Below are 12403 nucleotides of genomic sequence, written 5' to 3'. Positions count from 1 at the left end.
TGGTGAGCTTTGGGATATAATAGGATGGTCGAATTCGAACAAGTCAAAAGGAGCGTTTAAGTTATGAAAATTGCTTTAGGTGCTGATCATGCAGGCTATCGTTTGAAAGATGTTATCATTCCTTTTATTGAATCATTAGGTCATCAAGTAATCGATTTCGGATGCAACTGCGGCGATTCCGTCGATTATCCAGATTATGCGCTTCAGGTTTGTGAAAAAGTCGTTTCAGGAGACGCAGATAAAGGGATTCTGCTTTGTGGAACTGGCATTGGGATGTCCATTGCTGCGAATAAAGTTCCTGGTATCCGTTGTGCGCTTGTGCATGACCTCTTCTCCGCGAAAGCGACGCGTGAACATAATGATACGAACGTACTAGCGATGGGCGAGCGTGTTGTTGGTCCTGGCGTAGCAGAAGAAATCGTCAAAATCTGGTTGGAAACTGAGTTTTCGGAAGGTGTCCGCCACAAGAATCGGATTAACAAAGTACAGAGCATCGAAGATCGTTTCACGGTACATCCCTAGAGATGAGGGAGCCACAATGACAGATTCTATGTATGAACCTATAGCAGAAGCTTTGGAAGCGAATCTACGAGAGTTGGTTGCGGTTGGCAGCCTGCGTCCTGGCAACATTGTGGTGATCGGTACGAGCACGAGTGAAATCCTCGGACATCGGATCGGTACGTCGGGCACGCTGGATGCGGCTAAGCCGATTTTTGAAACCGTTAAGCGCATTTGCAGCGAGTTCGGGCTGTATGCGGCCTACCAGTGCTGCGAGCATCTGAATCGTGCGCTGGTCGTAGAAGAAGAGCTGCTGGCGCTGTCGCCACAGCTGGAGCCTGTTTCCGTGATCCCCGTGCCGAAGGCCGGGGGCTCGATGGCTTCCTACGCGTATAGACACTTCGCGAAGCCGGTCGTTGTTGAGACGATTCAGGCGCATGCAGGCATCGATATTGGCTCAACGCTAATTGGCATGCATCTGCGCAGAGTCGCTGTTCCCGCAAGGCCGCCTGTTCGTCATATTGGCCAAGCTTATGTCACGATGGCATTCGCACGGCCGAAGCTGATCGGTGGTACTAGAGCTGTATACTCCGCTGATCAGGCGGATCAACTTTATCAACAAGCTGCACCTGATGCAGATTGCTAATTTATTTTCAACTAACATCCTTAGGAGGAATTCCCTATGACAAACTTTTTGAGCAAACAAGATCCGAAAATCGTAGAAGCTATGAACCTTGAGCTAGGCCGTCAACGCGACAAAATTGAGTTAATCGCTTCCGAGAACATCGTGAGCCAAGCGGTTCTTGAGGCTATGGGCACTGTTTTGACGAACAAATATGCAGAAGGCTACCCAGGCAAAAGATACTATGGTGGCTGTGAGTACGTAGACATCGTGGAAGACATCGCTCGTGATCGCGCGAAAGAGCTTTTCGGTGCTGAGCACGCGAACGTTCAACCGCATTCCGGTGCGCAAGCGAACATGGCTGTTTACTTGGCTGCGCTAAACCCTGGTGACACGGTTCTTGGTATGAACCTTGCGCACGGTGGTCACTTAACACACGGTAGCCCAGTTAATGCTTCCGGTATTCTTTACAACTTCGTAGCTTACGGCGTAAGCGAAAAAGATGCTCGCATCGACTATGACGATGTTCGTAAAGCAGCTTTCAAACATAAGCCTCGCATGCTCGTAGCTGGTGCAAGTGCATACCCGCGTACGATTGATTTCGAAGCATTGGCTTCCATCGCTAACGATGTAGGCGCATTGTTCTTCGTTGATATGGCGCACATCGCTGGTCTAGTAGCAGCTGGTTTGCACCCGAACCCAGTGCCACACGCACATTTTGTAACAACTACAACACACAAAACGCTTCGTGGTCCTCGCGGCGGTATGATTCTTACGAAAAAAGCTTGGGCAGCAGCGATTGATAAAGCGGTATTCCCTGGTTCCCAAGGTGGTCCTTTGATGCACACGATCGCAGCGAAAGCTGTATCTTTCGGTGAAGCTCTTCAACCGGATTTCAAAGTGTACGGTCAAAACGTCATCAACAACGCACAAGCATTGGCGACGGCTCTTACAGCTGAAGGCATCAACCTTGTTTCCGGCGGTACAGACAACCACTTGATGTTGGTTGACCTGCGTAACCTGAACATCACAGGTAAGGATGCAGAGCACGTGCTTGATGAGATCGGTATTACAGCGAACAAAAACGCGATTCCTTTCGACCCAACTAGCCCGTTCATCACTAGCGGTATCCGCTTGGGTACACCGGCTGTAACTTCCCGTGGTATGGACGAAGAAGCGATGAAAACGATCGCGAAAGTTATCGCGCTGACGTTGAAAAACCCGAAAGACGAAGCTACGCTTGAGAAAGCTCGTGGCATGGTGTCCGATTTAACGGCACAATACCCGCTTTACCCAGGTTTGACTTACTAATCATTAGAGACAGGGCCAGCTCATTGGAGCTGGTCTTTTTTTGTCCACGCGGAAACACATCCCCAAAACTTCAAACCATCTTACGAAAATATGAAACCTTTCAGATAAGCGCACGCCTTACACTGAGTCTGTACGAATGTAAACCCTTACACAGCTAGGAGAGGTGAGCATGAATTTTCAAGAACGGCTTCGGCCGGTGCCGGCCAATGCGAAGTTTGAGCTAGATGGTTGGCATGTGTGGTGTGGTTCGATGACACGAGATGCGGAGGGGAGGTACTACTTATTTTACTCGCGTTGGCCTGAGAAAGTGGGCTTTGAGGCGTGGGTCACGCATTCCGAAATCGCCTATGCGGTGGCTGACAATCCACTGGGGCCGTTCCACCATGTGGATACGCTCTGGACCTGTCGCGAGGGCGCAGCGAGCTGGGATCGGGATGTGGCGCACAATCCAGCGATTTTGCACCACAATAATCGTTATTACTTGTACTACATGGGGACGCATGGCCCCGATTTTGATCTCGACCAAGCTGCCGATGAAGCCACATGGTGGACGTATCGCAACCATCAACGGATCGGCGTTGCTGTCGCAGATCATCCCGCAGGTCCATGGACGCGTGGAACATCTCCTGTACTAGATGCTTCACCAGGAGAGTGGGATGGTCTAATGACGAGCAATCCTACGGTGTGCGAAACCGTGGACGGCCGAATCCTCATGATGTATAAAGGTGTAGCCGAGGGTCCTCCCCCAAAAGGCGGGGCGGTGAATGCAGGCATCGCCTTTGCCGACCATCCGCTCGGACCGTTCCGCAAGCTGCCAGAGGTGGCGGTGTCGAACCCGACCAACGATTGGGCGGTTGAGGACCCTTGCGTATGGTGTCAGGGCAATGACTACTATGCATTGATGAAGGATTTTCAAGGTTATTTTACAAAATCAGAACGCGGCTCTGTGGCTTTATTTGAATCATCAGACGGTATTTCGTGGCGACCATCGCGGCATGTGCTGGCTTTCGATCTACAAATTCACTGGGCTCATCAGGTATCTCAATCCGTACACCGACTGGAACGCCCTCAGTTGTGGTTCGATGATAACGGGAATCCTGCTGTCCTGCTGTGTGCTGTTCTTGAACGAGAAGGGAGCCGATCGTACAACATTCGAATTCCATTAGGAGGAGATTAATGATGAACTTGAAATGGCTTAGTCCGCTTCGTACTAGTTTAGTCAATCCGCTCCGCACGGTATTACCCTTATGTTTGCTGGCTACTGCAGCGCTATCGACAGTTTCGCCCACCCCGGCTTCGGCGGCTGCACCTGCTGGCTATACGTTATTTTATGCCGATGAATTTGACGATACGGTGATTAATGAGAACGACTGGATGTACCGCGATGCAGGACCCTACTCACTTGGCTACAATCGCAAAGAAAACGTACGTGAATCGGGCGGTTCCTTGCACATTGATTTTAAGCGTGAACAGATTAATGGCACATGGTACAACACCTGTGGCGGCTTAGTATCGAAAAAGCTGTTCGGCTATGGCTATTATGAAACGAGAGCGAAGCTGTTTAATTCAACGACGGGACTGCATTCCTCCTTCTGGAGTATGGGGCTGAGCAACCATATCGCCGCGAATAACATAACCGGCTTAACGGCCGAAATTGCTGCGGGTAATTTGCCGTATTACAATCAGGCGACTGAGATTGACGGCTTCGAGCATGACTCCGCTAACGGCTACTACGATACGGGGACGATCACGTATGTGCCCGGCTACAGCTCGCCACGTCAGCATGTGAACGTCACGCCGGATGCATGGCATGTCTATGGATATGAATGGACGCCGACGGCGATTAAGTTCTACCTTGACGGTACAATTGTCAATACGATCAATACCACAACGACACCGATGCCATTTGCGCCGGCGAATTTTTGGCTGACTGCGCTGGGCTACAAGACAGTCTCAGACTACACGAAACTGCCAGGTGAAAGTGAGTTCGATTACTTCCGTTTTTACGCGAAGAGCTACCCTAATGCCAACCTTCTGGGCAATCCTCAGATGGAGTTTACCGTAAAGGACACGTCAAATGGCTATACGGATCAAGATACGCCAAACTGGATCGAAACTTATGATAAAGACGCCAGCTTCATGACGACGACGGATGCTCATACAGGTACGCGCTCGTTGAAACACGCGAAAGCGAGCAATTATTTGGTTACGACGAAACAGAATCTCAATGGGATCGCCAATGGCACCTACCAGCTCAGCGCATGGGTGAAGAGCTCCGGCGGCCAGTCGCAGGCGATGATGCGAGTGCTGAATTATGGCGGCGCGGAGATGAATATGACGGTTCCCACAACCAGCACGTGGACACAAATCACGCTGAATAACATCCCCGTGACCAATGGTCAAGCAACGATTGCCTTCACGTCCAATGCGACTTCCACACAGTGGATGCTTGTTGATGATGTGAATTTCAGTGAGGTGTCAGCGACAACGGTATACGAAGCGGAGTCCTTACCCGTCACAACATCATCTGGCGACTCACAAGCGAATTATACAGATGCACCTGCCAGCGCAGGATCATTCAATAATTTGAGCGGCAACGGCGTAGGCGATTATGTGCAGTACACTGTGAATGTGCCGCAGACAGGGACGTATACCGTGTATGTGGGTAATCGCAAAGCGTTTAATAAAGGGATTTATCAGCTCGCAGTGAATGGCACCAATCTAGGTTCGACGGTAGATCAGTATGCCGCAACTTCGGGGTATGCGGAGTCTAACCTAGGAACCATCACGATTGGCACAGCAGGTAACCAAACGTTCCGCTTCACTGTGACAGGTAAGAACGCGTCCGCCAGCACCTATAATCTCGCTTACGACTACATTAAACTCGTCAAAAACTAATCTAATAAGCCGTCTCTCTTCCGGGAGGCGGCTTTCGTATTTCCGAAGATTTTAGACCATCTGCCAAAGATATGAAAAGGAACGACTCTTACAGCTTGCTACAATAAAGCTATAACAAACAGAGAGAGGAGAGGCAGCTCATGCATCGAACGATGAACCTGCTGCGAAGATACGGTGTGATGTATGCCCTATTATTTCCGGGCTTGCTGTACTTTGCAGTATTCAAATATGTGCCGATGGTGTACATCGCCGCTGCATTTAAGAACTACAACGTCCTGCAAGGATTATGGGAGAGCCCATGGGTCGGCTGGCAGAACTTTCAGCTATTTTTCGATGGCGTGTATTTCAAGCAAATTATCGGGAACACGATCCTGATTTCGTTTTACAAGCTCGTATTTTCGTTTCCAGCACCGATTATACTCGCACTTATGCTCAATGCCGTTACCTCAACTGGGTTCAAAAGGACGATTCAAACATTAACCTACTTGCCTCATTTCTTATCGTGGGTCATCATTTACGGTTTGCTGGTAGCTTTCCTAGCACCGGGAACAGGGCTTGTGAATCAGCTGCTAACGGCATTCCACTTAGATCGAATTTCGTTCTTAACAGAGTCCGATCTCATCAGAACGCTTATTGTCACGACGGATATCTGGCAGTCAGTTGGTTGGGGAGCCATCATCTACTTGGCAGCACTCACCGGTATTGATCCGAGCCTTTACGAAGCGGCGACGATGGATGGCGCATCTTCGTCCCGTCAGCTGTGGCATATTACACTCCCAGGTATTCGCAATGTCATTATATTGATGCTTGTATTACGGCTTAGCGCGATTCTCGATGTCGGATTTGATCAAATTTTCATCATGCTCAATCCGCTTAATCAAGAGAAGGCCGACGTTATTGAGACATGGGTGTATAGGGTCGGTTTACAAGAAGGACGCATTGGACTTGCTACCGCTGTCGGATTGTTCAAATCAGTGATCGGCTTCGTGCTAGTGCTTGGTGCGAATCGGGTTGCCAAAAAATTCGACGGACAAATCTGGTAGAAGGAGGAATCATCCATGCGTCATATGACTACCGGCGACCGGCTCGCCCAAGGCATTAATTATACGTTGCTTGCACTGCTCGCTGCTTCCTGCGTACTACCGTTTCTCTATGTAATCAGTGTGTCACTGACCCCGATCTCCGAGTTCATTAAGAAGGATGGGCTTGTGATCATCCCTACGCACACCACATTGACTGCGTATCGCGAGATTATGCAGGGGGGCAGGCTGCTCGATGCTTATCAAGTTACGCTGTTCCGAGTCATTGTCGGCACAGTGCTCAACCTCTTGTTCACCGTGATTACGGCGCTCCCGCTCTCACGAAAAGGGTTGCCGGGCCGAAGCGGGTTCCTGCTATTCATCGTCTTCACCATGCTGTTCAACGGCGGTATTATTCCAGGCTACTTGCTCGTGAAAAATATAGGGCTGCTCAATTCCGAATGGTCGCTCATCGTCCCTGGATTGATTAATGCATTCTATCTCATGATTGTGAAAAGCTTTTTTGAACAGCTGCCAGAGGCCATTGACGAAGCTGCTCGCATTGATGGAGCGGGTGAAATCTCCATTCTGGTACGTATCGTCATCCCGCTGTCCGTCCCGATTATCGCGACGATTGGTCTTTTCTACGCCGTGTGGCATTGGAACAGTTATTTCGATGCGCTGCTCTACATCAACACCCCAGAGAATCAGCCTGTGCAGCTATTTCTAAGGCAGATCTTACTCGCCTCTGTCGCAATTAGCGGGGATGCAGCGGAAGCTGCTAACTCGGTGAACCCGATTTCGGTCCAAATGGCGTCCGTCGCCATTACAACACTGCCGATTCTGGTTGTGTATCCGTTCATCCAGAAGCATTTTACCCGAGGTGTCCTGCTTGGCTCTGTTAAGGGGTAATGAGGGGCCAATACGAATGATATCTAGAGTCAACTCTTGATATAGCATGTATAATAGACTAAAGGGAGAGGTTCAAGATGAAAAAGAATCACGCAAGTGCGCTGCTTAGTATGACGGTGTTATTAGGTGTTGTGGCTGCTGGCTGTAGTAAGGCCGAGAATACGGCTTCTCCAAGCGCAAGTGTTGCTCCTTCGACGGGTGCAGCGCAAACAGCTAAACCGGTGGAAGCTGACAAGAAGTACAAAGTTAGCTTTTATAATACGGTGGGCTATCGTTTAACGACGCCAATGCCAGCGAAAGAGCAGGATCCGATTCGTCAGATGATCGAAAAAGACAACAACATGGATCTCGACATGATCATGGGCGGCGAGAACTGGAAGGATAAGCTGAACCTGCTGATCTCCTCCAATCAGATTCCCGACATCGTCTCTTTCCCAGATCGTGCCTCTGCGATTAAATATTACGATCAAGGCTTACTCGCCGATCTCGATGATTTGTTGAAGGAGTTCCCGGAGCTTCCGAAAGCATTCGACCCTTCGCGCCTTGAGCCTATGAAATATAAAGGTCATACGATTGGTTTACCAGCTTCCGAAGCTGTTGGCGGTGTAAACGGTTGGTGGATTAACAATACATGGCTCAAAAAATTAAACCTGTCCGTTCCTACAAATCCACAAGAGTTGCTCAATGTTATGAAAGCGTTCACTTTCAATGATCCAGACGGCAATGGCAAAAACGATACGTATGGTTACGTCGCGATGCTGCCGAAGGACGGTTCATTAGGTTACAGCACGAGTGGTGCGCAAGGCTTCCAGCAGATTTTCTGGATGTTTGGTGTTCAGCCTAACTTCGTTGATGTCAAAGACGGTAAAGTTGTTGTCTACAACGCTGATGCGAAGACGAAGGAAGCACTGACGTTCATTAAAGAAATGATCGATGCCAAAGTCGTCGACCCTGACTGGGTAACGATTGATGATGGACTCAAACGTGATAATAAAATGTACCAAGGCAAGGTTGGTATTATGATTGAAGACTGGCGCCGTTCGGAGCCTGCAGAAACGAAGAAAATGCAGGATGCCGGAGGCAGTGTGCCGGATTGGAAACAAATCGCGCCGCCAAAAGGGCCGTATGGTGATCAAATCCTTGACGTGAAACCATTCCAACAGTCCCTTATTGGACTTTCGAAGGAAGCGCTGAAAGATGCTGGCAAAGCGAAACGTGCGCTGCAGTTCATTCAATATCTATACACCAATAAAGATGCGTATCCGTTCCTAGCTTATGGGATCAAAGATAAGTCATTTACGGTGACGAATGGCACACCGAAGCTGATTGATAGAGCCACTTACAACGAGAAAGAGATTGAGTGGCGCTATAACTATGCTTTCGTTCGTAAGGCGACAGACAGCGTGTACTTCGACTTCCAAAAACCTGATATCACGAACGCGAACCAGAAGATTAACACGAGCTACTTGAAAGAAAACAACGTAAATCCACGTGTTTTTGACGATCCAGCTGATCCTATGTCGCAAGATCGCCTGAAGTATGTGAATGAAATGATGCTGAAATTCGTAACGGGTAAAGAGCCATTAACGAACTGGGATACGTACGTGAAGACGCTGCAAGACAAATTCAAGCTGAACGATGCGATTGCGAATTATACGAAGCAGTTGCAGGGTGACGGTGTAATCAAATAAATAAAGAAGGAAATAGGGGAGATATCTCCTCTTTTTCCGCATTACAACGAGGGGTGCGCACATGCGAGATTGGATCAAGAAATGGTTTCACAATATATCCTTCCGACTGTTTCTGGTCTGTTTCGTCTTCGTGCTCAGCTCGGAGGCTATTCTAAGCGGCTTATCCTACCGCTATATTAAGAATGAAATTACGTCCAGTCAGCTCAATCAAGCCACACAGTTGCTGCATAAGGAAGAGGAATATATCGATCTTTACTTTCTACTTGTGCAAAATACGATCGGGCAGCTCTCCACTTCGGCTGCTTCGTGGCGTAACGATTTGACGGCTGCGCAAGCGGCCCTAGAGAATGCCTATCGTGAAAACTCGGTTATGTTAACCGACGTCTACGTGATTCGCAAGGATTTGTCTATTCTAGGCGGAAATCCGGTAACTAAAGTCATTAATGACCCTAGAGACGATCGTGATCCCCTATATAAAATGGCATACAGTAACGCCTACGGGGCAGTTACGGTTAGTCAGCCTTACCAAAACTTCTTCTCCGGTTGGACGGTTACCTTCACCAAAGCAATTACGATTGCGGGGGAGCCGATGGCCGTGGCTGTCGATTTGAATCTAACTGCGATGCAGGAACGATTACAGAAAATTGGCGGCGGCAGCAACGATTTACAATTAGGCATCATGGATAAAGAGGGACGTATCATCCTCGAGCCAGCGGGCAGTCGTCTGTTCAGTATCGTCGATCATCGTTTGCGCTTTGACGACCGGGATGGTCGGGAGCTTGTGGAGTCCAAGGACGACGTCTTCAAAGAGAATATGAATGGCACCGCTGTGACTATTATGAAGAGCATTAATCCACGAACCAAATGGATCGTATTCGCCTTCTATGATGGCACGACGCTGCAAACCACATTGAAGCGAATTGAGACCTTTTTCATCGGGTTGCTGCTGCTTGGCTTTTTGCTCAGTGTAGTAACGGCTGGCTTCGTAGCTCGTATGATTCGAACACCAGTTTATTATCTTATTCGTAAAATAAGCCAAGTTCGTCACGGGGATCTGAACGTGAACATATCAAGCACACGCCAAGATGAGTTCGGCAAGTTGGCGGAAACGTTCGACGATATGCTGCGCCAAATTCGGACGCTAATTGAGCACGTGAATCGTGGCGAGCGTAAGAAGAAAGAGCTAGAAATTGAAGTGCTTCAGTCCCAAATCAATCCTCATTTTCTTTATAACACGCTGGGGTCGATCTCCAATGTGGTCGCATTTGGCCGTTATCACGAGGTCGACAATATCATTGAGGCATTGATCTCTATTCTGGAATACGGGATTACGGAGTTTTCTGACCGTGTCAGCTTGGAGCAGGAGCTTCGGAATGTGAAGGATTATTTATATATCCAAAAGATTCGATATGACTGCGAGTTTGAGCTCATCGAGGAGATCGATTCGATCACCTTAGAGCTTCCTGTACTGCGCATGGCGCTTCAGCCGATTGTGGAGAATAGCATTTTTCACGGGTACGCAGGCGGACGTAAATCAGGGGCAATCCGGTTATCTGCTGCTCGTCGGGACGGCAATCTTGTCATTGAGGTTGAGGATGAAGGCGTCGGCATGACGACTGACAAAGCCACGGAGCTGCTGCTGGCAGACCCTGTGGAGAAGAATTTTGATCATCGTAAACGAATTGGCTTGTACAACATTCATCAACGCATCCGTTTGAATTATGGGGAGCCTTACGGGCTTAGCGTATGGAGCGAACCGGGGCGTGGAACTTGTGTAACACTGACATTTCCCGATGATATGGCGCAAGTGAAGCAGGAGGAACGAGGAAGGGGGGAGGCGCAATGAGAGAAGTAACTTGCCTCATTGTGGATGATGAGCCGCCGATGGTGAAGCGGTTAGAGACGTACTTCGGGCGATGGGCGGAGCGACGATTGCCTTTCCGACTTGTGGGCCGTGCCTATTCGGGCGCTGAAGCACTTGAACAAGCTGAGCAGCTGCGCCCAGATCTGATTATCACGGATATCGTGATGCCAGGGATGGACGGCATTGAACTCGTGCGTCAGCTTCGGGAACGTTTGCCTGGGGTTGAAGTCATCATCCTAAGCGCTTATTCCGACTTTGCCTATGCTAAACAAGCGATTGCCATGGGTGTTTTTGAATATTTGGTCAAGGTGCCTCTGCGAGAAGAAGATGTGCGCCTAGCTTTGTCCAAAGCACGTGATAACGTCATTGCTCGCGAGGAGAAGGAGCGACGGCTGCAAAGTCTCAGCGGCTCGGTGAAAGAGAATTCGTATCGACTGCGCAAACATCTACTGGAAGAGCTGCTGCGCGGGGAAGTATCCGATCCTGTGATGGATCGCCGAAGCGCGGAGCTGGTGCCAGGCTTTGAGCCGCGGCAATATGGTTGTTTCACTGTGCGTTTTGATAACTACGATGTATTCTGCTCGGAGTACTCGCCAGCTGATCGTAACATGCTGAAATACGGCATGTTGAACATTATTGAAGAAGTGCTGCAGGAAAAAGGGAGCTGCTTCGCTTGTGAGCTGCAGCAGGGCGTCATCGTTGCCCTTGCTACGATTCGAGCAGGCAGCGAACAATCGTTCGATCGGATCTGCTATGAGCTTGGGGAGAGCATTCGCGATGCGATTAAGACGTATCTACGGATATCGGTATCCGTTGGCGTGAGCCGCATGCATCATGGCTGGGGGCATGCTTCAGCCGCTTATGAGGAAGCCAAAGGTGCGCTTGCGGACACCTTCTATGCCAGCTTTGGCACGGTGGTGACGCCAAATCGGCGCATTAGCTACACCGAGAGCGACTGGCGCGAGCTGACAGAGCGATTCGAGCAAACGCTCGAGCGGATGAGCACGAAGTCCAGCGGCGAAGCGTTCACGCCGCTGCTTCATGTGCTGCACAGTCATCGCGTCGTCCCGAGCAAGCTGCTCGGCTATGTCGAGGGCTGGTGCACGCGGCTTCGGCAGCGGCTGCTTCCGGTGGGGCATGCCGATTTAGCAGCGATGGCCGCATTGACGGACTGTACGCACCTGCATCAGCTTGTTGAACGGTTGCGCATGGAGTGGGAAAGGCTCCATGCACACGCGGAAGGGAATGGTCTTCGTCCTGAAATGGTTAAAGCGATGCGTTTCGTTGAGGATCACCTGAAGGAATCGATTTCTCTCGGCGTCGTGGCGGAGCATATCCATTTGAATCCGTCATATGTGAGCGAACTTTTCAAAAAAGAGTTAGGGATCAATTTCACCGACTACGTCTCCAAGCGCAGGATTGAGCGAGCGATCGAGCTGCTGCGCAAGAGCGATTATTCTAATTTAGAGCTGGCCGAGGCGGTTGGCGTTCATAATGAGAAATATTTTTGTACCTTATTCAAAAAAATAACCGGGACCTCTCCGCAGAAGTTTGTCGCGGCAAGCTGGAGGGATTGACGAGGAGAGAG

The 12403-nt window shown here is 49.6% G+C and carries 10 protein-coding genes; all 10 read left to right on the top strand.

Annotated features, from left to right (window positions below; translation table 11 throughout):
• The first annotated feature begins 63 nt into the window (after nucleotides 1-63).
• The 10 genes from rpiB to AC58UX_RS28020 all read left to right on the top strand — a co-directional run bounded on the left by rpiB (nucleotide 64) and on the right by AC58UX_RS28020 (nucleotide 12392).
• Complete coding sequence (gene rpiB, locus AC58UX_RS28065) at nucleotides 64-522, top strand: ribose 5-phosphate isomerase B (RefSeq protein WP_497258900.1); 459 nt, start codon at nucleotides 64-66, stop codon at nucleotides 520-522.
• A gap of 16 nt (nucleotides 523-538) precedes the next feature.
• Entirely contained in the window at nucleotides 539-1144 is a 606-nt protein-coding gene (locus AC58UX_RS28060; RefSeq protein ID WP_497258898.1) for a TIGR01440 family protein, read from the top strand.
• A gap of 36 nt (nucleotides 1145-1180) precedes the next feature.
• On the top strand, nucleotides 1181-2431 hold the full coding sequence (gene glyA / locus AC58UX_RS28055) for a serine hydroxymethyltransferase (protein ID WP_497258896.1): 1251 nt from the start codon (nucleotides 1181-1183) through the stop codon (nucleotides 2429-2431).
• Nucleotides 2432-2600: 169 nt separating this feature from the next.
• Nucleotides 2601-3608: a glycoside hydrolase family protein gene (locus AC58UX_RS28050; RefSeq protein ID WP_497258894.1), complete on the top strand. Its 1008-nt coding sequence runs from the start codon at nucleotides 2601-2603 to the stop codon at nucleotides 3606-3608.
• A 2-nt stretch (nucleotides 3609-3610) separates the two neighbouring features.
• Nucleotides 3611-5329, top strand: a complete 1719-nt coding sequence (locus AC58UX_RS28045) for a family 16 glycosylhydrolase (RefSeq protein ID WP_497258892.1) — start codon at nucleotides 3611-3613, stop codon at nucleotides 5327-5329.
• A 140-nt stretch (nucleotides 5330-5469) separates the two neighbouring features.
• On the top strand, nucleotides 5470-6372 hold the full coding sequence (locus tag AC58UX_RS28040; RefSeq protein WP_497258890.1) for an ABC transporter permease: 903 nt from the start codon (nucleotides 5470-5472) through the stop codon (nucleotides 6370-6372).
• Nucleotides 6373-6387: 15 nt separating this feature from the next.
• Entirely contained in the window at nucleotides 6388-7260 is an 873-nt protein-coding gene (locus AC58UX_RS28035; RefSeq protein ID WP_497258888.1) for a carbohydrate ABC transporter permease, read from the top strand.
• 77 nt (nucleotides 7261-7337) lie between these two features.
• On the top strand, nucleotides 7338-8951 hold the full coding sequence (locus AC58UX_RS28030) for a type 2 periplasmic-binding domain-containing protein (protein ID WP_497258886.1): 1614 nt from the start codon (nucleotides 7338-7340) through the stop codon (nucleotides 8949-8951).
• A 61-nt stretch (nucleotides 8952-9012) separates the two neighbouring features.
• Nucleotides 9013-10797, top strand: coding sequence for a cache domain-containing sensor histidine kinase (locus AC58UX_RS28025; protein ID WP_497258884.1), 1785 nt, complete (start codon nucleotides 9013-9015; stop codon nucleotides 10795-10797).
• The gene (locus AC58UX_RS28020) at nucleotides 10794-12392 is read left to right on the top strand and encodes a response regulator (RefSeq protein WP_497258882.1); all 1599 of its coding nucleotides are present in this window, start codon (nucleotides 10794-10796) and stop codon (nucleotides 12390-12392) included. Before AC58UX_RS28025 ends, AC58UX_RS28020 begins: the two co-directional genes overlap by 4 nt.
• Nucleotides 12393-12403: the final 11 nt, after the last annotated feature.

Source organism: Paenibacillus sp. J22P90 (assembly GCF_059692195.1).
Note: the sequence above shows the minus strand (reverse complement) of the source record. Positions and strands in the feature narration are given on the sequence as shown.

Excerpts from the sequence above, each read along its gene's own strand:
- AC58UX_RS28020 (WP_497258882.1), top strand. The coding sequence starts at position 10,794 with ATGAGAGAAGTAACTTGCCTCATTGTGGATGATGAGCCGCCGATGGTG.
- AC58UX_RS28045 (WP_497258892.1), top strand. The coding sequence starts at position 3,611 with ATGAACTTGAAATGGCTTAGTCCGCTTCGTACTAGTTTAGTCAATCCG.
- AC58UX_RS28060 (WP_497258898.1), top strand. The coding sequence starts at position 539 with ATGACAGATTCTATGTATGAACCTATAGCAGAAGCTTTGGAAGCGAAT.
- rpiB (WP_497258900.1), top strand. The coding sequence starts at position 64 with ATGAAAATTGCTTTAGGTGCTGATCATGCAGGCTATCGTTTGAAAGAT.
- AC58UX_RS28035 (WP_497258888.1), top strand. The coding sequence starts at position 6,388 with ATGCGTCATATGACTACCGGCGACCGGCTCGCCCAAGGCATTAATTAT.
- AC58UX_RS28050 (WP_497258894.1), top strand. The coding sequence starts at position 2,601 with ATGAATTTTCAAGAACGGCTTCGGCCGGTGCCGGCCAATGCGAAGTTT.
- AC58UX_RS28040 (WP_497258890.1), top strand. The coding sequence starts at position 5,470 with ATGCATCGAACGATGAACCTGCTGCGAAGATACGGTGTGATGTATGCC.
- AC58UX_RS28025 (WP_497258884.1), top strand. The coding sequence starts at position 9,013 with ATGCGAGATTGGATCAAGAAATGGTTTCACAATATATCCTTCCGACTG.
- AC58UX_RS28030 (WP_497258886.1), top strand. The coding sequence starts at position 7,338 with ATGAAAAAGAATCACGCAAGTGCGCTGCTTAGTATGACGGTGTTATTA.
- glyA (WP_497258896.1), top strand. The coding sequence starts at position 1,181 with ATGACAAACTTTTTGAGCAAACAAGATCCGAAAATCGTAGAAGCTATG.